This window comes from Paenibacillus sp. MT86, from assembly GCF_058792535.1.
The window spans coordinates 4,599,756-4,621,213 of sequence record NZ_CM179499.1; the positions used below are offsets into that span (position 1 = coordinate 4,599,756).

The following is a 21,458-nucleotide window of genomic DNA, read 5'->3' on the forward strand; positions in this document are numbered from 1 at the left end:
GCCATGCCAAAAAATCCCCTGCCGGGTCTGCTCTAAAGACCTTGCAGGGGATTTCCGCGCTCCTTATCAATGCGGAACAAAAACGAGCTGCAGCACGAACAGCACGGCAAAAATATACATCAGCGGGTGAACCGCCTTCCACTTGCCCTTCACGATTTTCATGAGCGGGTATGAAATAAAACCGAGCGCAATCCCAGTTGCGATGCTGGACGTAAGCGGCATGGTCAAAATCACGAGAAACGCAGGGAACGCTTCATCAAAATCATTCCACCGGATGTGCTGAACGTTGCTCAGCATCAGACAGCCCACCACGATAAGCGAAGGTGCCGTGATGGCGGACAATCCGGCCACCGCCCCGATCAGCGGGCTAAAGAAGGCCGCAACCACGAACAGCCCGGCAACGACCACCGAGGTTAAGCCTGTGCGGCCGCCTGCGCCGACACCGGCTGCGGATTCGATATACGCCGTGGTCGGGCTTGTGCCGACCATGGAACCGGCCACGGTTGCCACCGAATCGGAGAACATGGCACGTTCCGCGCGGGGCAGCTTGTTATCCTTCATCAGCCCCGCCTGCTCTGCCACGCCAACGACCGTGCCCGTGGTATCGAACAGCGTTACAAGCAGGAACGAGAACACCACGGCATAGAGCCCGTGCCTGATCACATCCGAGGCCGCCGTAATGGGGTTCCATACCAGAATGCCTTCCGGCAGCGTGGGAACGGACATAATCCCGCCGGTAAAGGACAGCATATCGGCAAAATAAGCGATAATTCCGGTGATGATCATGCCGATGAACAAGGCGCCCTTCACATCGCGGGACAGCAGCAGTAGCGTAACCGCCAAGCCCACCAAGGCGAGCACGACCGATGGCTGGTGCAAATCGCCGAGCGCTACCAGATTATCCGGATGCGCGGTGATAATGCCGCTCATCCGCAGACCGATAAAAGCAATGAACAGGCCGATCCCGACCGTGATCGCATGCTTCAGGTTCGCCGGGATCATCTCAATTAACCTGCGCCGCAGGGAAGTCATCGATAACAGCAGAAACAGAATACCGGCGATAAAAACGGCGGAAAAGGCTTCAATATAACCAAGTCCGGCATGCCCTTGGACAACGGAATACGTAAAATAAGCATTCAGCCCCATCCCCGGCGCCACGGCAATCGGGTAGCGGGCTACGAGCCCCATGAGCAGCGTACCGATGACGGCGGCAATAATCGTAGCCGTGAAGCTTTGTTCAAACGGCACGCCCGCTTGCGACAGTATCAGCGGATTCACCACGGTCACATAAGCCATCGTAAAAAATGTCGTGGTCCCGGCAACAACCTCGGTCTTGACCGAGGTGCCGTTAGCTTTTAAATCAAACACGAAAAATCCTCCATTCATGATGCTCGGCCCGGCTGAGCGCCGGACCCTTTTGGTAAGTTGTGCAATATTTGATATACTCAAACACAAACGAGCCGTCATCCTTATATGGCCATTCCGTCGGGAATGCCAGCATAAGTCGATGTTCAGATCTAAAGCGGCTCGAATGAGAGGAGGCCTTGAAACGATGTGCGGACGTTTTACGCTCACCGTTACTTGGGAAGAGCTGATGACCAGGTATCTCATTGATCCCGAATCGGTCTCTCCCTTTCACGTTCCCAGGTACAACATCGCGCCTACGCAGATGGTCACGGCCATTATCCATGACGGGAGCACCAACCGGATCGGGCAGCTGCAGTGGGGGCTTGTCCCTTCCTGGGCCAAGGATTCCTCGGGCGGAGCCAAAATGATCAATGCCCGCAGTGAAACGCTGGAAGACAAGCCTGCCTATAGGATGCCCTTTTATCGGAAAAGATGCCTGATTCCTGCAGACGGTTTTTACGAATGGCAGAAAAACGGCAATGGCAAGCAGCCCTTTCGCATTGGATTGAAGAATGGCGAAATATTCAGCATGGCCGGCCTGTACGACACCTGGATCACCCCAGGGGGCGAGAAGCTGAGCACCTGTACCGTCATTACGACCGAGCCCAACAGGCTCATGGAGCCGATCCATAACCGGATGCCGGTCATTCTAAGACCCGCTGACGAAGCGCTATGGCTTGAACGGCAGCCGTCCTTCCATACCCATGGGAACCACCCTTCCCACCTGCAATCGCTCAAGGAGCTGTTGAGACCCTATCCCGCGGAGGAAATGCAGACAGTGCCGGTAAGCACAACCGTAAACTCCGTCAAGAACGACACGGAAGATTGCATCCGCTCCATTACGGGCAGCTAGATATTCCGAAAAGGTTGGGATCTCTCTTCAACTGCCGCGCTTTTTCACAGCATACCGGCTTCGCCGCTGCCGGTTAGACCACATTAGCGAGGGACTCCTCTAAACGGGAATCCGCATAAGATCGCCTCATCCCTGCTCAAGCCATATCAAAAGCCCCTGCTCATTAGGAGAAAACACTCCCGAGAGGGGCTTCTTCTATGCTTGTTATTCCTTGATGTCATCCAGTTGTTAACGAAACATTCCCCACAGCTTGATCAAATGGAAGGTGTTGTTTGGATCGATGCGCTGTGCAAGCACGAATTGAACCATTTGCTGCTCCTGGGCGGAGCTCAGCTTTTCATTCAAGATGCCGCTGGCCGTCCGGATCAGTTGATGTACTTTTGCGCTATTTTGAAGATCCGCTTTGGTCAAGCCCTGAGTCAGTCCCTTGATTCTTTCCTTGATGGCCGGGTTTTTCATTTTTAGCTTGATACGCTCCACCAGTTGCGGACTAATGCCATACTGCTGATAACCCAATGTTGAAGCACCTCCAGTCATAAATGCTGCTACCCTTTTTGAGTATATGACGAAGGTCTGTCCATTGTGCCAACAGATTCATGCCATTAATCCATGATATCGCCCTGGAAGATCTTCTCCTGCTGCAAAAAGTCGCGCAGCGGCTCATATTCCGGCGACGTCCAGAAGGAGCTGTCGCTAACGAGAGCCGCCGCGTCGCCCCGGGCCTCCTCGACTACCTTGAAATCGGCGACCATGTCGGCCAGCCGGAACTCCGGCAGCCCGCTCTGCTTCGTACCGAAAAAGTCGCCCGGTCCCCGAAGCTCCAGATCCCGCCGGGATACCTCGAAGCCGTCTTCGGTTTCCGTCATGACCTGCATCCGCTCCTGACCCACTTCCGACTTCGGACCAGCCACCAGGACACAGTAGGATGCATGCTGCCCTCGGCCTACCCGGCCCCGAAGCTGGTGCAGCTGGGACAGGCCGAAGCGATCGGCGTCCATAATGATCATCAGGGTTGCGTTCGGCACGTCAACGCCAACCTCAACAACCGTCGTGGATATCAGCAGCTGAACCTCATTGCTGTAGAATTGGCGCATGACCTCATCCTTCTCGGCCGGCGTCATGCGGCCGTGCAGAAGTCCGACGGAATATGCGGGGAACGCCTGCTGCATTTGAACATGCAGGTCAATCGCATTCTGGACGTCCAGCTTGTCCGATTCCTCGATCAACGGGGCGATCAGATATGCCTGGCGTCCCTGATTTACTTCCCGGGAAATAAATCCGAGCACGCGGTCCATCAGTTCATGTTTGACCCAATAGGTCGTAATGGGAATACGCCCTTTCGGACGCTCCGACAGCGTGGATACGTCCATGTCTCCGAAGGCGGTAATGGCCAGCGTCCGCGGGATCGGCGTCGCCGTCATCGTGAGCACGTCCGGATTATACCCTTTACGCCTTAGAACGCTTCGCTGATTCACGCCGAAGCGGTGCTGCTCGTCCGTCACGACGAGCCCCAGCTCCCGGAAGTAGACGTCATCCTGGATAAGGGCATGGGTACCCACGACGATGTCCGTCAGCCCCATCTGCAAGGAAGCCAGCAGGTCCTTCCGCTTCTTCCCAGTTACGCTGCCTGTCAGCAGACCGACCGTAATGCCGAAGGGTTCAAACAGCTTCTGCAGGGAGCGCATATGCTGTTCGGCAAGAATCTCCGTCGGCACCATCAATGCGCCTTGGAAGCCCGAGCGGACCGTCGTAAACAACGCGATGGCGGCAACAATCGTTTTACCCGAGCCGACATCCCCTTGCAGCAAACGGTTCATGCAGTAAGGGGATCGCATATCATGCAAAATCTCCAGCTCCACCTTCTTCTGCGCGTCGGTAAGCTCAAACGGGAAGCTGCGCACGAACTCCCGGATGGTTGCATTGTCGGCCGTATGTACCACCCCGTCCATCCGTCCCCGGTTCAGTGCCCGGAATGCCTGCATTTTTAACTGGAACAGGAAGAGCTCCTCGTACACCATGCGGCGCCGCCCTTCCTGACCTTCCCTGGAGTCGACAGGCTGATGGATCGTCATAATCGCCGCTTTACGGGGCATCAGATCATATTTTCGGAGCAGGGATTGCGGCAAAATCTCGGGAATCATCTCCCCGTATTGCTCCAATGCCTGTCCCATCGTTTTTCGGATCCAGGATTGCGTAATCTTTCCGCCGATGGAATACACCGGCTGCAGCGTTCCGCTGCGGAAGGCTCCTTTATCCGGGAATTCGGATTCAGACACCGTAAGCTGCATTCTGCGCTGGTCCCACTTGCCCGTCAGCACGATCTCCCGCCCAGCCGTAAGCTGGTCCTTCAGAAAATGCCGGTTAAACCAAGTCGCGGTGAACATCCAGTTTTCGGCCAGCATTTTGCAGGTTAATCGGGATTTGCGCCCGTAACGCTGCAGAACCGGCACGCTCGCAATCTTGGCTTGAATGGTGATTTTGTCCCCGTCCTTAACTTCGCTTAAGGACCGAAGCCGGTAATCCTCGTACCGGAAAGGGTAATACTCCAAAAGATCCTTGACCGTAGAGACGCCAAAGGCGTGAAGCTCCCCCTCTTTCAGGGCGCTCACGCCGTTGAGCTGTCTGACGGATATTTGATCGAGTTTGAGACTCATATCATCTACCTCACTTAAGCAGGCCATATATATGCTGCAATGGTTCCCGGTCCGACGTGCGTACCGATAACCGGACCGATCTCGGAGAACACGGTTTCCTCGATCGTGAACACAGCGGACAGCTGCTGCAGAAAATCCTCAACCAGAGCAGGGTCAGCTGTATGACCCACAGCCACTTTAATATTTTTCACGCCGGATAGATCCTGTTGAAACAGCTCAATGATTTTGGCTGTCGCTTTCTTCCGACCCCGGACCTTGTCTACCGGAAAGATAATCCCTTCGCCGTCAATGGACAAAATCGGCTTAATGTTAAGCAGCGTACCGAGCACGGCCGACGCCTTGCCGATTCGTCCGCCCTTCTGCAAATATTCCAGCGTGTCTACCAAGAAGTAGAGGCGGCGCTTGGAACGAAGGTCCTCAAGCGATGAAAGAATATCCGAAACAGCGGCCCCTTCTTGCGCGAGCTTCGCTGCATGAACCACGAATAACCCGAAACCGTAAGAGGCCGATTTGGAATCCCATACGGTAATATCCGCTTCTCCTTCAATAAGAGAGGTTGCAAGCAGTGCGGACTGATACGTTCCGCTCAGGCCGGATGAGATGTGAATGGACACAATGGAGCAGCCTGGGTGCTGTTCCAGAATGGACTCATACACAGCCACAAAATCTGCGGGCGAAGGCTGGGAGGTCGTCGGAAGCTGAGGCGATTGCACCAGCTTTTGGTAGAACTCTCCCGGCGTGATTTCCACTCCGTCCAAAAACGTATCTTCCCCGAACATAAGTCTCAGCGGCACAATATGAATGTTGTGTTGCTTCGCCAGGTCTGCCGGAATATCCGCTGTGCTGTCTGTCACAATAACGGTCTTATTCACCGGAACCCCTCCTAAAAATGTACCATGCATAATATCAAAGCGTTATGAAAAAAAACTCTATCGACGTACTTTCTCCGAAGACAGGCCGCATGCAGCGTAAGTTTTTCTACCGAGATAGGGAAGGAAAGCCTCTTGAGGTACCTGCCTATCTCTTATATCAAGACTCCACGGAGAACAGATAGGAATAGATCGGCTGTCCGCCGTAGTGTACTTCAACCTCCGCGTTAGGGTACTGCTCGCCCAGCCACTCCGTGAGTGCGCTGGTCGATTCCTCGGTTGCGTCAGCGCCGGTAAGCAGCGTTACGATTTCATCGCCGGATTCCAGCATTTTACCCAGCAAATCCTGGGATGTCGTAATCAGATCCTCGTTTGCTGCCACGATGTTGGAATTGCGGATACCGATGAACTGGCCAGCCTTGATCTCGAGATCATCAATTGTTGTGTCCCGCACGGCATAGGTGACCTGCCCCGATTGCACGCGAGTGATGGCATCCAGCATGTTGTCGGTATTCATATCCGCATTCTCGTCTTCCTGGAAAGCAAATGCTGCCGCGATTCCCTGCGGGATCGTCTTGCTCGGGATGACCGTTACGCTGCGCTCGCCTTCGAGAAGCTCTCTGGCCTGCTGGGCAGCAAGCACGATGTTGGAGTTGTTTGGCAGAATATAAATCTGCTGGGCCGAGATCGAAGAAATCGCATTGACGAAATCCTCGGTGCTCGGGTTCATCGTCTGTCCTCCGGAGAGAACGACGTCGACGCCCAGGCTCTTGAATATATCGGAAATGCCTTCCCCTGACGAAACCGCAATGAACCCGTACGGCGCGATCTCGTCTGCAGGAGGAACAGCCGGTGCTTCCGGCGTCACGGTCTCTGCCGGAATATCCGCAAACAGCTCGGGCATCGGCGCGATATCCATTCCGGTTGTCAGCAAGTCGCGGTGCTGCTCGCGCATATTCAAAATGTGAATCTGGGTGATCTCTCCATACATGAGGGCCAAATTCAACACTTCGCCCGGCGCCTTGGAATGGACATGCACTTTGATCGTCTCGTCATCGGCAATGACAATGATGGAATCACCGTTCACTGCAAGCGCTTTCCGGAACTTATCTTCATCAAAGTCCGCACTCGTTCCCTCTCCAAGCTGCCTATTAATAAAGAATTCCATGTCGTATAAAAATTCAATGTCCTCCGTGGACAGTCGGGATTGGGCCGAAGCCGGAGCTTGAACCGCCGAGAAATCAGGAACCGCATGATAGGCTGGTGCCGCGCTGCTCTGTTCTGCTTGTCCTTCCGCAGAAGCGAAGGATCCGGACGCGCCGTCTTTTTTCAACGCTTGCAAGAACCCTTCGTAGATGTACACCAGGCCTTGCCCGCCCGAGTCCACAACGCCAACCTGCTTCAGCACGGGAAGCATATCCGGCGTCTGGGACAGCGTTTCTTTGGCTTTGGCCAGCACCTGCTCCATCAGCTCCACGATATCGTTGCTGCGGCGCGAGAAATAAACGGCATGTTTGGCCGCTTCTTTAGCTACGGTCAGGATGGTGCCTTCCACAGGCTTTACAACAGCTTTATACGCAGCTTCCACGCCTGTCTGCAGCGCTGCGGCAAATTGATGAGAATTAAGTTCTGTATAAGGTGCCGCATACCGGCTGAAACCACGGAACAGCTGGGACAGGATCACCCCCGAGTTCCCTCTGGCTCCCATCAGAAGCCCCTTGGACAGCACACCAGCACTATGCCCGACGGACTCCGAGTACTTACTCTTCAGTTCTGCTACGCCTGCCGTCATCGTCAAATTCATGTTGGTCCCCGTGTCGCCGTCCGGCACCGGGAACACATTCAGGGAATTGACGTGTTCTGCATGCTGCTGCAGCTGCTCCGCTCCGGCAAGGACCATAGCGGTAAATTCTGTTCCATTCAAAGAACGCTTACTCAATGAGAATTCCCCTTCCTGGCTTGATACCCATAACACTTCTTGTCGTAAACTTCATATCTATTTCATAGCTTATAGCTGACGAAATGCCCAACCAGTAAATAATAGACTTGCATGATTAAATGGATCATACCATCTTGATGGGCTGCCCTCTCGTCCTCTACGTCATTCGGCAGCTCCAAACCTCCTCGAAACATGCCGACCAGCCCACAATATACAGATCTTCGGAAATATTATGGACTAATCAACATTGTACTATAATGAGTAAGAGAAATAAATGTTTTTAGGACAGTTGACGGAGCAATTTTTACTGTGATATTATATTTAAGTATTGTTTCATGCAGGGTTAGGAACAAGGAGGTGTAATGAATGGCTCGCAAATGTTATGTAACAGGCAAGAAACCAAGCAGTGGTAACCATGTTTCTCACGCTAACAACCACAACAAGCGTTCTTGGGGTGTCAACGTTCAAAAGGTTCGCATTTTGGTGGATGGCAAGCCAAAACGTGTATACGTCAGCACTCGCGCTTTGAAATCCGGTAAAGTGACTCGCGTATAATCATCTCGTTATATGAAGAAAAACTTCTAAATCTCCAGGCACCATTTGTGGGCGATCCGGGACAAGGAAGTTTTTCTTGCGTTTAGATACATATTCTTCACCTAAACAAAAAGCACCCTGAGCAGATAACAGGTGCTTTTTTTATTTAGATATAAGAAAAATGAAAGAGCCGAACTCCCGCTTTCTTATATCGCAAGAAAAACTTCCGGTCGAACGCGGTCTGTCTTCGATAAGTACGTCGCTAGACACTCTTCTTATGATACAAGAAAGCGGCAGAGGCCATGCGCGCATTGGCTTTCTTATACCGCAAGAAAAACCTCCGCATACAAGATGCGGTATGTCCTCCATGCGATCTATCGGAGTGCTCTTCTCTTGCCTCATCCCCCGTAAACCGGCTGGCGGCGTCGGTCCCAGGCGGAGGTTTTGTTACGCCGGGACAAGCTGTCAGCTCTTGTGAAACGTATTTAAGATGGCCTTCACAAAACCTCCCAAAAACTTCGGCAGCTTGAACGTATAGAATTTCATGTCTCACCCTCCCCAATCATTCTCATGCCTTCCTAGATTATGTTATGCACCAAGCCCTTAGATGTGAACACAGACAAAAAAGGCTACATGAGAACCCAGCTCATGTAACCATATTTATGCGGGAATCCCCCGCCCTATGCATCCCGTGCTCACGTTCTGAGGTCAAGATGTTACGCTGTCTCGGATTTGGGCAATGGCCGCCGCCCGATCCGGCTTGCCGAAGACCGCGCTGCCCGCAACCAGGACATCCGCTCCCGCTTCCACCACGAGCGGCGCCGTCTCCGCCGTAATGCCGCCATCCACTTCGATATGGATATTCGGATTGTCGGAGTTTGAAATCCATTCACGCAGCTGCGCAATCTTGCTTACGGTCCGCTCGATAAATGCCTGTCCGCCGAAGCCGGGATTCACGGTCATCACCAGCACCAAATCCACGTCAGGAAGCACTTCCTGAAGGACATGGGCCGGCGTGGCCGGATTAATCGCGACGCCAGCCTTCACGCCATGCTCTTTAATGAGATGGATGACGCGGTGAAGATGCGGGCAGGTCTCGGCATGAACCGTGATCAAGTCTGCTCCTGCCTTGACGAAGTCGGCAATATACAACTCCGGCTGTTCGATCATCAGATGCACGTCGAGCGTCAGGCCCGTATGCGGTCTGATCGCTTGGACGATCGGCGGCCCCAGAGTAATATTCGGCACGAAATGCCCGTCCATGACGTCCACATGAATCCAGTCGGCTCCGCTCGCTTCGGCTTCCTTAATTTCCTGCCCCAGCTTTGCAAAGTCCGCTGACAATATGGATGGCGCAATTTTTATCATGATTCAGTACCTCCGCTTCTTGTCTTTCATCTCGGTATAAAACTCCACGTAATGCTCATAACGGCTTGCCAGGATGATTCCATCCTCTTTGGCTTGAATCACCCGGCAGCCAGGCTCCTGCATGTGACTGCAGCCTCTGAATTTGCATTCAGCCGCGTAAGGAGCAAACTCCTTGAAGCAGGTCGACAGCTCCTCGACACCCAGCTCCAGAAAATCCAGCTGGCTAAAGCCGGGCGTATCGGCAACATAGCCTCCGTTATCAAGCTCAATCAGCTCCACGTGGCGCGTCGTATGCCGGCCGCGGCCAAGGCGCAGGCTGATTTCGCTGGTCTCCAGCGAGAGGCCCGGCATCAACGCATTGAGCAGGGACGACTTGCCGACGCCGGATTGACCGGAGAATACGCTGATTCGACCGGCCAGGCGGTCCTTCACCTCTTCGGTACCGATGCCTTGCAAGGAGCTGGTTATAAGCACTTCATACCCGATTTCTTCGTACTGGCGCTTGACCTGCTCCAATACATCGTCCGAGTCGTCTGCAAGGTCCTGCTTCGTCAGGCAGATCAACGCCTCAAGGCCCGAATGCTCAATATGTACCAGGAACTTGTCCAGCAGATGCAGGCTCAAGTCCGGTTCCTTGACCGAAAACAACAGCACCGCCAAGTCGACGTTCGCGACCGGCGGGCGAATTAATTGGGAAGACCGTGGAAGTATTTCATCCACGGTCCCCTCCCCATTCTCAGTCAATGAATACTTCACGCGATCTCCAACGAGCGGAGAGATGCCTTTCTTTTTGAAAATGCCGCGGGCTCTGCATTGAACCGCTGGGTCCTCCCCGGATATAATCTTGCCATCCTGCAGTGGTTTGACATAGTAATATCCGCTTAGTGCCTTCACGATCAGTCCCTCTAGCATATAATAGGCCTCACCTTTCTTGTTGAAATTAGTGTTCTCATGACTTGTTTCTAATCGTTGCCTTTGCCTTTGCCCTTACCCTTGCCGTTTCCTTCGCTGCCGTTATCCCAGTGATAAGCAGCATCATCTTCCTCATTCGAACCGTCCTCGCCATTTCCTTCATCCGGGTTGGTGTCCACCGGTACATCAGGTTGCTCAGGCGGCTGCTCAAAGGTCGGCTGCGGCACGGTTCCGTTCTTGACGTCGGTGTAGCTTACGCTGTACGTATCCACCTGGCGGCCGTCACGGAATATCATGACCGTCGCGTGTTTGTCGGGAGCAAGCAGCAGCTTAACGGGTACCATCTCGGAAGTCGTAATGGTCTTGTTTACGGCTTCCTGGTTGTCTCCCAGCGCGTCGCTGAAGACCACCCGGATTTTGCTTTCTTGTCCTTCGGCGCTCGGCGACACCGGTACGCTGTAATTATACTCGAGCGCGTCCGAAGGATAGCCGGAGCTGACGAACAGCGTGATTTCGGAGCCTGGTGCAACTTGTTGATTGGCCTCATGCGGCCATTGCTCTATTACGATGCCCTTTTTCACTTCAAAACTAGATCTCTCTTTGATTGCTGCAATCTTAAAGCCATTTGACTCCAAAATATTGACGGCATTCTCCTGCTCTAAGCCAACCACGCCCGGCATAGGGACCAAATTCTTGCCCTCGCTCACCGTTACGCTGATTACTTCAGTTTCTGGATCGATTTTTGTACTGGCTTCCGGGCTTTGTTTAAAGATCTTGCCCTGAGGTACTTCATCATTTTTTTCAGACGATCGCTTGATGGAGGTTTCCTTGACTCCAATCTCTTTTAATGCAGCAACTGCCTGATCAAATGTCTTACCCGAGAGGTCCGGCATTTCCGGGAGCGGCTTCGCATCCCCGACCGACAATTGAACCGGCGAGCCCTTCTTCAGCATGGTCTCTGGTTCCTTGTCCTGTGCAAACACGACGCCTTCATCCACATTCGGTTTATATTCGCGAATGACTTCCTCATTCACCGTCAAACCTTGGGCCTCTAGCTCACGGATCGCTTCCTCCTCCGTCATGCCTACCACTGGCGGCACCTTAACCTCCGGCACCTCCAGCATATTGTTCACATACATGACGACGCCTAACATAAGGCCGAGGAACAGGAGAACCGAGCCGATAATGATGGTCGGCTTGACCCACTTTTTCTTCGGCTTGCCGGTTGGCTTTTCCTCAAACTCATCGTCATCCAAGTCGTCATCTTGGTCATGATGATGCTGGCTGCTGCGCTGCATCGTTTTGAGCGCCGGCATGACCAGGGTAGAATCGGCATCATCCTCGAACTCCATCTTCGGCTCATTGAGGCGCATCGGCATCAAGCACGTTTCGAGGTCGTCCATCATTTCTTCCGCGGACTGGTAACGCTCCTCCGGATTTTTGCGCATGGACTTCAGGATGATGTTCTCCACGCTTTGAGGAATGAGCGGGTTCACTTCCCTAGGCTCGTCAAATTCCTCCTGCAGATGCTTCAGTGCAACACTGATCGGGCTCTCGCCCAGAAAAGGAAGACGGGCCGTGAGCATTTGATATAATACGATACCAAGTGAATATAAATCCGATTTCTCGCCCGTCACGACGCCCTTGGCGTGCTCCGGCGAGAAATAATGCACAGATCCCACAACGGAGCCTGTCTGCGTAATGGTTGTCGACGTGACCGCCCTGGCAATGCCAAAGTCGGTTACTTTGACCCTCCCGTTACGGCCAATCAGAATGTTATGCGGTTTAATATCGCGGTGAATAATCTGGTTATGATGGGCATGCCCCAATGCATCGCAGATCTGGGTCGCAATCCGCACGGCTTCTTCGACCTGCAGCGGCGCCCGTTCTTTAATGATTTCATTTAAATTCTGACCTTCGATATATTCCATGACGATGTAATGCACATCTTCCTCTTGGCCCACATCGTAGATGCTGACCACGTTGGAATGCGACAATGAAGCCGCCGATTGTGCCTCACGCCGGAAACGGCGAATAAATTCCTCGTCGTGCACAAACTGCTGGCGCAGCACTTTGATCGCTACGTTCCGGTTCAGCAAAATATCCTGAGCCTTGTAGACCAGCGCCATGCCGCCGCCGCCGATGCGTTCAATAATCTTATAACGACCAGCCAATTCATGTCCGATCATGAATCCCACCCCTTTATACGTTGCCCGACAACCTCTTCTTGATGTTCAAACATTGCGACTGTGATGTTGTCCTCACCGCCAGCGAGAAGTGCCAGTTGAAGCAGGCGATCCGCTCTTTCTTCCAGAGGAAGGTCAAGTGAACCGGAAATTTGTCCGATCAGCTCGCGGCTGACCCGGTTGCTGAGTCCGTCACTGCATAGCAGCAGCACTTCGCCATCCCCGAGCGTAACCGGCGTAAGCTCAACCGTCACGTCCACATCCGTTCCAAGTGCCCGGCTTAATACGTTTTTCCGGGGATGGGTTTCCAGTTGATCTTCCGTAATCTGACCACTCTTAAAAAGCTCATTAACCAATGTGTGATCATCCGTGAGCCGAATGACTTGCCCGGGAACGACTTTGTAAGCCCGGCTGTCCCCGATATGACCGATATAACCTTCGGAGCCTCGCAGCAGCACCGCTACGATCGTCGTGCCCATATTGTGAAGCCGCTCATCTGCCGAGGCTTCCTGATAGATAACTGCATTTGCGTGCAATATGGCATCGCCAAGCGCAGCCCGAACGCCGTCCATGGACATGTCCTGCTCCAAAGAGGACAAATCCGCGGCCACGGTATCTACCGCAAGCCTGCTGGCGGTGTCGCCCGCAAGGTGGCCTCCCATGCCGTCGGCAACCACACCCAAGGTATAGCCATGCTCCAATGTGCTAACAAATACCGAATCTTCATTAACAGGACGAACGCGTCCCACATGGCTTACATGAACCGTCTTGATCAAATCTTCTCACCTCAACTCCATATGCTTGGCCCGCAGCTGGCCGCAAGCGGCAGCGATATCATGGCCTTGTTCACGACGGATGGTCACATTGACCCCCTTGTCTGCTAACGCACGTTGAAATTTGAAAATATCGTTACGCGATGTGCGAACATATTTCCGTTCCGGCACATGGTTAACCGGAATCAGATTGACGAAGCAGTTCATATCCTTGATGACGTCCGCAAGCTCTTCGGCATGCTCCACCTGATCATTCACTCCGCCGATCAAGGCGTATTCAAACGTAATGCGGCGTCCGGTTTTAGCCTGGTAATAACGAAGCGATTCAATCACGTCGTCAAACGGGAACCGGCGGTTCACGGGCATCAGCTTGGAGCGCAGCTTATCGTTCGGCGCATGAATGGAGATGGCCAGATTAATCTGGGTATCCTCTTCGGTGAATTTATAGATGTTAGGCACAATGCCGCTCGTGGATACGGTAATGTGGCGTTGGCCGATATTCAATCCTTTTTCATGGATCATCGTGCGCAGGAATTTCATGGTCGCCTCATAGTTCTCAAACGGTTCGCCTGAACCCATGATCACGATGCTGCTGACGCGTTCTCCCGTTTTATCGAGAATCTTCTGTGCCTGAACCACCTGGGCAACGATTTCGCCGGAGGTCAGGTTTCGCTTCAAGCCTCCCAGCGTGGATGCGCAGAACGTACATCCGATACGGCAGCCGACCTGCGTCGTAACGCAGATGCTGTTGCCGTAGTTATGCCGCATGATGACGGTCTCGATGGCATGGTCATCATGAAGGCCGAACAGAAACTTGACCGTTCCGTCCTTGGATTCCAGCTTGGTGATCTCCGTCAGGGTCACGAAGCTGAATTCCTGCTCCAGCTTGGCCCGAAGCTCTTTGGACAGATTCGTCATTTCCGCGAAGTCGTTCACCCGCTTCACGTACAGCCAGTCATAAATCTGGGTTCCCCGAAACGCGGGCTCCCCGTTCTCTTGAGCCCATGCTTGAAGCTCTTCCAGTGAATAATCATATATAAAAGGTTTCATTCTCACCACACCTGTCTAGTTTAAAGGATGTCCGGCCAGCATTCTTCCGAACGCTCCCTATTTCATTCATATGCATCTCTTTTTTCATTCTTCCTATTCTAACATAAATAAAAGAGACGGTAAAAGAGGAAAACCCGCCGGCATAGGCGGGATACGACTATAGTCATGGCGGCAAGCGCCCTTAAGAGGAACGTCTGCCGAGTCTGGCAATGTAAAAGCCGTCGCTGTGATAGTGCTGGGGCAGGATTTGAATGCCGCCGCCTCGCGCAAGCGAATTCACGCCCAGCCGGTTTAAGGCTCCAAGGCCGTCTTCAGCAATGGCAAATTCGGAGTGGCCTTCCAGAAAAGCAGATACCACGCCTTCATTCTCCATCGGTTCAATCGTACACGTGCTGTATACCAAGATCCCTCCGGGACGCAGCAAGGTCGAGACCGACTCCAGCAGCCTGAGCTGCAGCGCCGCAATCTCATGGATGTCCTCCTGGGACTTGCCCCACTTCAGATCCGGCTTGCGCCGGATCACGCCAAGGCCCGAGCAGGGAGCATCCAGCAAAATTCGGTCAAAAGACGCAGGCTCGAATCGGTCTGCCAAATCCAGCGCATCCCCCGTCACGATCGAAATGCTGTCCAGCCCCAAACGACTGGCTTGATCCGATATCAGCTTCCCTTTATGGACATGAATATCGTTGGCGACGATGCTGCCCTCGTCCTTCATCAGCTCGCCCATATGGGCGCTCTTTCCGCCCGGGGCCGCGCAGCAATCGAGCACGCGCATGCCCGGCTCGGGCTGAACGGCCTCGGCCACGAGCATCGAGCTTTCGTCCTGGATCGAGATCATCCCGTCACGATACCAATCGGTCAAGGCCATATTGCCCGCGCCCTTCACGACAATCCCGTAGGGACTAACCGACGATGGGGAAGCATCCAGTCCATGACTGCCCATTAATTTCAGCATGTCATCGCGGCTGATCATCGTGGTGTTCACCCTCACGCTGACAGCCGGCGGTTCATTGTTTGCGGCACAGATCGCCTCTGCTGCCTCCGTACCGTACTGGGAAATCCAGCGCTCCACCAGCCACTGCGGATGGGAATGCAGAAGGGAAATGCGCTGGGCGTCCGTCATATCCTCCGGAATGGCCAGGGTTTCCTTCTGACGCAGAATATTCCGAAGTACCCCGTTCACCATGCCGGAGATCCCTTGATGCCCGCGGCGCTTCGCCAGATTAACGGCCTCGCTGACAACCGCATGGTCCGGGATCCGATCCAGGTACACGATCTGATAAAGGCTGATGCGAAGCAGCGCCCTTACCCAAGGCTGAAGCTTCCGCACCCCTTTGTTGACAAACTTGTCCAAAAAATAATCAAGCGTGTTCAGTCGCGAGATCGTGCCGTAGATCAGCTCCGTGGCTAGTCCCGCGTCGCTCTTGGCAAGCGAGGACTTCTGCAGAGCGGAGTTGAGCAGGAGATTGCTGTACGCCCCCTCCTGCTCAACCTGAGTCAATACATTCATCGCCAGCTCCCGGGGAGAGTCCAGGCGTCCCTTCGGGCTGCGGTTTCCGCTCACGACAGCACCGTCCCGGCCGTCAGGCTCGTCCCGCGGACGAATTGCGCCGCATCCATTGCCTTCTTGCCGCTGGGCTGAACCGTTAGCAGCGTCAGCGTACCGTCGCCTGTTTTCACGACGACCCCTGTCTCATGCAGCTCAAGCACGGTCCCGGGCTGCGCATCGCCAGATGGCTTCTGGGCGCTGTCCGGCTTAGCCGCTGCCCATACTTTAAACACTTCGCCGTTCCACAGCGTGAACCCGCCGGAATAAGGAACCAGACCGCGAATCTGATCGTAGATTTCGCGGGAAGTGCGGCTCCAGTCGATCTTCTCGTCATCCCGGGTCAGATTCGGAGCATACGTTGCCTTCGAATCATCCTGAGGCTCGGCCTCCACTTTGCCCTTCACGAGCCGCGGCAGCTCCCGCCGAAGCAGCTCCGCGCCGGCTTGGCTCAGCTTCTCGAACATAGTTCCAGCAGTATCATCGTCTTCAATAGGGACCTCGGTGCGGGCGATCATGTCCCCAGTGTCGAGTCCCTCCGCCATATACATCAGCGTGATACCTGTGACGGACTCTCCATTGATGATGCTCCGCTGAATCGGCGCTCCTCCCCGATAAGCGGGGAGCAGCGAGCCGTGGACGTTCAGGCAGCCAAGCGCCGGCATATCCAGCACCGATTTCGGCAGGATTTGGCCGTACGCGGCCGTGACGATCAGATCGGGTTTATATTGGGCCAATTCGGCCACGGCTTCCGGATTCCGCAGTCGCTGCGGCTGCAGGACAGGGATGCCGTGACGAAGGGCGGCTTCCTTGACCGGCGTCGGGGTCAGCACTTTTTTGCGCCCCTGCGGACGGTCCGGCTGCGTAACGACGGCCGCTATCGTGTATCCTTCGGCAATCAGCATTTCCAGACTGGGTACTGCAAAGGCGGGGGTGCCCATAAATACGATATTCATCGGTTCTCCAACTCACTTCTCGGCTGTTCTGGAACATACTCATACACCCGGTCGGCGATTTCCGTAAACAGCACCCCGTTCAAATGATCGATTTCATGCTGAAATGCTCGCGCAAGCAGCCCTGTACCCGTAATGACAAGCTCATTGCCTTCGCGGTCAAGCCCCTTAACCGTTACTTTCTCCGCACGTCGAACATCCCCGTTCCAGCCTGGAATACTCAGGCAGCCTTCCGGCCCGAATTGCTCGCCCTCGCTCTCCACGATCTCCGGATTGATCATCTTGATCAAGCCGTGCTCATCGCCCGCATCGATAACAATCAGGCGCTTCAGTATGCCGACCTGCGGCGCGGCCAGCCCGACGCCTTCCGCATCGTACATGGTATCGGCCATATCGTCCAGGAGCTTTTGAACGTTCGGCGTAATTTTGGTAACTTCCTTTGCCTTTTTATGAAGAACCTCATCCGGTTCTTTAACGATAATACGAATCGCCATGTCTACGACACCATCCTTGTGCTTTTCATCATTATATGCGCTATTACATTAACATTTGCGGATCAACGTCAATACTGATTTGGAGCTTGCCGTCCCGCGCCGAATCCTGAAGCTTCTCGGCAACCGAACGCACCAGCGAGACAGCATCCATCGTTCCCCGCCATTTTATCATACATTGAAATCTGTATCTATTTTTTAACCGCGGAATGGGGGAAGCCACCGGACCCAGGATATCGAGCGCGCTTGCGTCGAACCGGTCCAGGCTGCCGAACCATCCCCGGCGGTCGGATTCGCTTTTGATGGCGGCGGCAAAATTCTCTGCCAGTCGTACGAGCAGCGGCAGCTGTTCATGCGACAGCGTCACCAGAATCAGCCTGCAGTACGGCGGATAATGGAGCGCTTTGCGGTGCTTCAGCTCATCCTTGACGAAGGATAAATAATCATGGCTGCTTGCATGAATAATCGAATAATGCTCGGGCGTGTAGGATTGGATGACCACTTCACCCGGCAGCTGATGGCGTCCCGCTCTTCCGGCCACCTGGGTCAGCAGCTGAAACGTCTTCTCGGCCGCCCGGAAGTCGGGCAGGTTCAGCGCCGAATCGGCCGTAATGACGCCGACCAGGGTGACATCCGGGAAATCCAGGCCTTTGGCGACCATTTGGGTTCCAAGCAGCACGTCGCCCTTTTTATCCCGAAACTGCTTCAGCAGCTTCTCGTGGGACCCCTTCTCGGTCGTCGTGTCCACGTCCATCCGAATGACGCGAATCCCGGGGAACAGCTTGGCCAATTCTTCCTCGACACGCTGCGTGCCCGTTCCGAAATAGCGTATATGCTCGCTCCCGCAATCCGGGCAAACCTCCGGCGCCTGTGCGGCGTAACCGCAATAATGGCAGCGCAGATTGTTCGATTTCTGATGGTAGGTCAGCGAAATATCACATTCCGGACAGCCTGCCACATATCCGCAGCTCCGGCACATCACGAAAGTGGAATACCCCCGCCGATTCAGCAGCAGCACCGTCTGTTCTCCGCGTTCCAGCCGCGCCGAAATCGCGGCATGCAGGGAGCGGCTGAACATAGAGCGATTCCCTTCCCGGAGCTCCTCCCGCATATCCACGACCTGAACAGCCGGCAGCTGGTTGCCCAGCGCACGGCTCGGCATCTCCAGCAGATGCGGAGCAAAATCATCCTGAGCCTGCGATCTCGCCGCATGGTAGCTTTCAAGCGAAGGCGTTGCCGAGCCCAGAATGACGGCTGCGCCTGTCAGCGAGGCACGGTGAATCGCCACGTCCCTGGCATGGTACTTCGGCGTTTCTTCCTGCTTATATGAACTTTCATGCTCTTCATCCATAATAATAAGGCCAAGTCGGTCAAACGGCGCAAACACCGCCGATCGTGCTCCCACGACAACCGAAGCCCGGCCTTCCCTAATTTTGCGCCATTCATCGTAGCGCTCACCATCCGAAAGCCGGCTGTGCATGACGGCCACGCGGTCGCCGAACCGGGCTTTGAACCGCTCCACCATTTGGGGTGTGAGCGATATTTCAGGCACCAGGACAATCGCCTGACGCTCCTGATCCATACAGCGCTGAATGGTCTGCAGGTAGATCTCGGTCTTGCCGCTGCCCGTTACCCCGTGTAGGAGAAACGCGCCATGCTTGCGTTCATCCAGCTTGCGCACGATGCTCCGGTACACCGCCTGCTGCTCCGGCGTGAGCGCCAGCGGGGCGCTGGGCGTAAAGTGCCGTCCCCGGTACGGGTCGCGGAACACTTCGACATCCTCAAGGGTAATCAGTCCCTTGTCGGCCAGCGCCTTCACGGTGCCTGCGGTGACACCTAGCGTCTGCAGCAGATCCTTCTGCGATATCGGCAGGAAGTCCTCCATCTCTACGATATATTGGAGCACTTCCTTCTGCCGCTGAGCCTTAGCCGGAAACGAAGCCAGCGCCACATGCGCTTCCTCGCTCGAAACGGCAAGCTCTACCGCTTTCATCGTTTTTTTCTGCAGTTTGTCCTTGATTTGCTGGAATTCGCTTAACCGCCCCCGGCCGATCAGCGCTTTTACGGTGGCTGCCGCATCCGGAAACGCTCGCGTTAACTGTTGGAGCGACACCTCGCCTCGCTGACTGACAAACCGGATGATCTCCTGCTCCAATTCGCTTTCCGGGAGGAGCGCGAATAATCCGCCGCTTTCATCCGACAAGCCCGCATCCGGCTCGCCAAGGGAAATATACCGCTCGGCTTTTCCCTTCAGCGCCGTTGGCAGCATCGATTGAAGAGCGGATATATAACGGCATGCATACCGCTCTTTCATCCATTCTCCAAGCTCAATCAGCTCAGGCGAGAGCGGAGGCATCACATCAAGGACTTCCTGAATCGGCTTCATTTTGGCCGTATCCATCTCGGGCCGGGGATGCAGCGAAACCACGAATCCCTGAAGCGTACGGTGACCGAACGGCACGCCGACCCGGCTGCCTACCTCGACCCATGGCCGGAGCTCCTCCGGAATCAGATAGTCAAATGGACGGTCCGTATCCTTGGACGGCACGTCCACAATCACACGGGCCATTTCCATCAGGATAACCTCCCGGTCAACCGTTCGGCCGCCAGCGTTAACAGCCTCATGGCCACTTCCTCCTTGGACATCACGGGCAGCTGCAGGACGAGCCCTTCTGCATCGAATATATGAACGCTGTTCGTGTCCGTGCCAAAGCCGGCGCCTTCCTGCGTAACATCATTGGCAACGATCAGGTCGCAATTTTTGCGTTTCAGCTTTTCCCTGGCGAACTGCTCCACCGTATCCGTCTCGGCGGCAAATCCGATCAAGAACTGGGAGGTCTTTTGGCGTCCCAGGCTTTCCAGGATATCCGTGGTCTTGACAAGATCCAGCGTCATCGTTTCCCCACTCTTCTTGATCTTTGACGTCGCAGCCTCCACAGGACGATAATCGGCGACCGCTGCCGCCTTAACTACGATATCGCTCGTTTCAAACACGCGCTGCACCGCTTCGTACATATCCTGGGCCGACTCCACTCTCTCGGCAGGAATCCCCTCTGGTGGGGCTTCATCGGTATGAGCCGCAATGAGGTGGACGTCTGCTCCCAGCTGCTTGGCAGCTTTAGCAATCGCAAACCCCATTTTTCCGGAGGAATCATTCGTGATATAACGGACCGGATCTATGCGCTCGATCGTACCGCCGGCCGTGACAACCACTTTTTTGCCGTGCAATATGCCTGTCGAGCCGCTTTCCATGTCCTGATTCGACGCCGCGGACTCGGCTGCGCGCCCTTGGAAAAACCGTTCAACCACATCCACGATCGTATCGGGCTCTTCCATCCGTCCCTTTCCGACGTATCCGCATGCCAGAAGTCCCTCTCCGGGTTCAATCATGGACACCCCGCGGGAAACCAGCGTCTCCATGTTGGCCATGACGGCCGGATGCGTGTACATATGCACGTTCATCGCCGGCGAGATCATGACAGGAGCCGTGGTCGCAAGCAGCGTCGTGGTCAGCATGTCATCCGCCAGGCCATGTGCCATCTTGCCGATGATATTGGCCGTCGCCGGAGCAATCAGCACCAGATCGGCCAGGTCGGCCAAGTGGATATGCGAGACGACCGAGGGGTCCCTTTCGTCAAAAGTATCGCTATAAACCGGGTTTTTGGTCAGCGTCTGCAGCGTTAATTCCGGAATGAACTGCTTAGCGGATTCCGTCATGATAACATGCACATCCGCTCCCCTCTGGACAAGCCTGCTGCATAAAGTCGCTGCTTTATACGCGGCAATGCCACCTGTAACGCCAAGTACGACGACTTTTCCGTTCAACATGACAATCCCCCGCTTTCCATTTGTATGAAGGCTGTACTTTCATATCTTCTCAAAAAAATAACAACCTTTCGGTTGTCACATTTTCGCGCGCTAAC

18 protein-coding genes are annotated in these 21,458 nt (G+C 54.5%); 2 read left to right on the forward strand and 16 right to left on the reverse strand.

The genetic code is table 11. The features are described 5' to 3' along the window. Nucleotides 1-66: 66 nt before the first annotated feature. The gene (locus tag AC3RCL_RS20525; protein WP_492531642.1) at nucleotides 67-1,368 is read right to left on the reverse strand and encodes an NCS2 family permease; all 1,302 of its coding nucleotides are present in this window, start codon (nucleotides 1,366-1,368) and stop codon (nucleotides 67-69) included. Nucleotides 1,369-1,552: 184 nt separating this feature from the next. Between AC3RCL_RS20525 and AC3RCL_RS20530 the strand changes: the two genes are divergently transcribed. Then, nucleotides 1,553-2,260, forward strand: a complete 708-nt coding sequence (locus tag AC3RCL_RS20530) for an SOS response-associated peptidase (protein WP_492531644.1) — start codon at nucleotides 1,553-1,555, stop codon at nucleotides 2,258-2,260. A 228-nt stretch (nucleotides 2,261-2,488) separates the two neighbouring features. Here the strand turns inward: AC3RCL_RS20530 and AC3RCL_RS20535 are convergent, their stop codons facing one another. From AC3RCL_RS20535 to AC3RCL_RS20550, 4 genes are all read right to left on the reverse strand, one after another. Next, nucleotides 2,489-2,776 carry a stage VI sporulation protein F gene (locus AC3RCL_RS20535; protein ID WP_009592565.1) on the reverse strand — a complete coding sequence of 96 codons (288 nt, stop codon included), beginning with the start codon at nucleotides 2,774-2,776 and terminating at the stop codon, nucleotides 2,489-2,491. An 86-nt stretch (nucleotides 2,777-2,862) separates the two neighbouring features. Then, the gene (gene recG / locus AC3RCL_RS20540; RefSeq protein ID WP_492531646.1) at nucleotides 2,863-4,914 is read right to left on the reverse strand and encodes an ATP-dependent DNA helicase RecG; all 2,052 of its coding nucleotides are present in this window, start codon (nucleotides 4,912-4,914) and stop codon (nucleotides 2,863-2,865) included. Nucleotides 4,915-4,928: 14 nt separating this feature from the next. Continuing rightward, on the reverse strand, nucleotides 4,929-5,786 hold the full coding sequence (locus AC3RCL_RS20545) for a DegV family protein (protein WP_375120990.1): 858 nt from the start codon (nucleotides 5,784-5,786) through the stop codon (nucleotides 4,929-4,931). A gap of 157 nt (nucleotides 5,787-5,943) precedes the next feature. Next, nucleotides 5,944-7,722 (reverse strand): DAK2 domain-containing protein, encoded by a 1,779-nt coding sequence (locus tag AC3RCL_RS20550; protein ID WP_036672418.1) that lies wholly within the window; start codon nucleotides 7,720-7,722, stop codon nucleotides 5,944-5,946. Between the two features lie 366 nt (nucleotides 7,723-8,088). On the opposite strand from AC3RCL_RS20550, the gene rpmB reads away from it, so the two are divergent. Then, on the forward strand, nucleotides 8,089-8,277 hold the full coding sequence (gene rpmB / locus AC3RCL_RS20555) for a 50S ribosomal protein L28 (RefSeq protein ID WP_006209230.1): 189 nt from the start codon (nucleotides 8,089-8,091) through the stop codon (nucleotides 8,275-8,277). 444 nt (nucleotides 8,278-8,721) lie between these two features. On the opposite strand, the gene spoVM is transcribed toward rpmB, so the two are convergent. The 11 genes from spoVM to coaBC form a co-directional block, all read right to left on the reverse strand. Next, entirely contained in the window at nucleotides 8,722-8,802 is an 81-nt protein-coding gene (spoVM, locus tag AC3RCL_RS20560; RefSeq protein ID WP_034273235.1) for a stage V sporulation protein SpoVM, read from the reverse strand. Between the two features lie 162 nt (nucleotides 8,803-8,964). Next, nucleotides 8,965-9,624: a ribulose-phosphate 3-epimerase gene (gene rpe / locus AC3RCL_RS20565; RefSeq protein ID WP_277748492.1), complete on the reverse strand. Its 660-nt coding sequence runs from the start codon at nucleotides 9,622-9,624 to the stop codon at nucleotides 8,965-8,967. A 3-nt stretch (nucleotides 9,625-9,627) separates the two neighbouring features. Further along, nucleotides 9,628-10,536, reverse strand: coding sequence for a ribosome small subunit-dependent GTPase A (rsgA, locus tag AC3RCL_RS20570; protein ID WP_492531650.1), 909 nt, complete (start codon nucleotides 10,534-10,536; stop codon nucleotides 9,628-9,630). A gap of 50 nt (nucleotides 10,537-10,586) precedes the next feature. After that, entirely contained in the window at nucleotides 10,587-12,725 is a 2,139-nt protein-coding gene (pknB, locus tag AC3RCL_RS20575) for a Stk1 family PASTA domain-containing Ser/Thr kinase (RefSeq protein WP_492531652.1), read from the reverse strand. Beyond that, the gene (locus tag AC3RCL_RS20580; protein ID WP_492531654.1) at nucleotides 12,722-13,498 is read right to left on the reverse strand and encodes a Stp1/IreP family PP2C-type Ser/Thr phosphatase; all 777 of its coding nucleotides are present in this window, start codon (nucleotides 13,496-13,498) and stop codon (nucleotides 12,722-12,724) included. Before AC3RCL_RS20580 ends, pknB begins: the two co-directional genes overlap by 4 nt. A gap of 6 nt (nucleotides 13,499-13,504) precedes the next feature. Next, the gene (gene rlmN, locus AC3RCL_RS20585) at nucleotides 13,505-14,545 is read right to left on the reverse strand and encodes a dual-specificity RNA methyltransferase RlmN (RefSeq protein ID WP_009592630.1); all 1,041 of its coding nucleotides are present in this window, start codon (nucleotides 14,543-14,545) and stop codon (nucleotides 13,505-13,507) included. Nucleotides 14,546-14,726: 181 nt separating this feature from the next. Beyond that, on the reverse strand, nucleotides 14,727-16,055 hold the full coding sequence (gene rsmB, locus AC3RCL_RS20590; RefSeq protein WP_492536415.1) for a 16S rRNA (cytosine(967)-C(5))-methyltransferase RsmB: 1,329 nt from the start codon (nucleotides 16,053-16,055) through the stop codon (nucleotides 14,727-14,729). A gap of 50 nt (nucleotides 16,056-16,105) precedes the next feature. Continuing rightward, nucleotides 16,106-17,047, reverse strand: a complete 942-nt coding sequence (gene fmt / locus AC3RCL_RS20595; RefSeq protein WP_492531657.1) for a methionyl-tRNA formyltransferase — start codon at nucleotides 17,045-17,047, stop codon at nucleotides 16,106-16,108. Further along, nucleotides 17,044-17,538: a peptide deformylase gene (gene def / locus AC3RCL_RS20600; protein WP_009592578.1), complete on the reverse strand. Its 495-nt coding sequence runs from the start codon at nucleotides 17,536-17,538 to the stop codon at nucleotides 17,044-17,046. The genes fmt and def overlap by 4 nt, the downstream gene beginning before the upstream one ends. A 43-nt stretch (nucleotides 17,539-17,581) precedes the next feature. Beyond that, a complete protein-coding gene (gene priA, locus AC3RCL_RS20605) occupies nucleotides 17,582-20,110 on the reverse strand; it encodes a primosomal protein N' (protein WP_036665915.1) in 2,529 nt (842 codons plus the stop codon). Then, nucleotides 20,110-21,363: a bifunctional phosphopantothenoylcysteine decarboxylase/phosphopantothenate--cysteine ligase CoaBC gene (gene coaBC, locus AC3RCL_RS20610; RefSeq protein ID WP_492531660.1), complete on the reverse strand. Its 1,254-nt coding sequence runs from the start codon at nucleotides 21,361-21,363 to the stop codon at nucleotides 20,110-20,112. Before coaBC ends, priA begins: the two co-directional genes overlap by 1 nt. Between the last annotated feature and the right edge of the window lie 95 nt (nucleotides 21,364-21,458).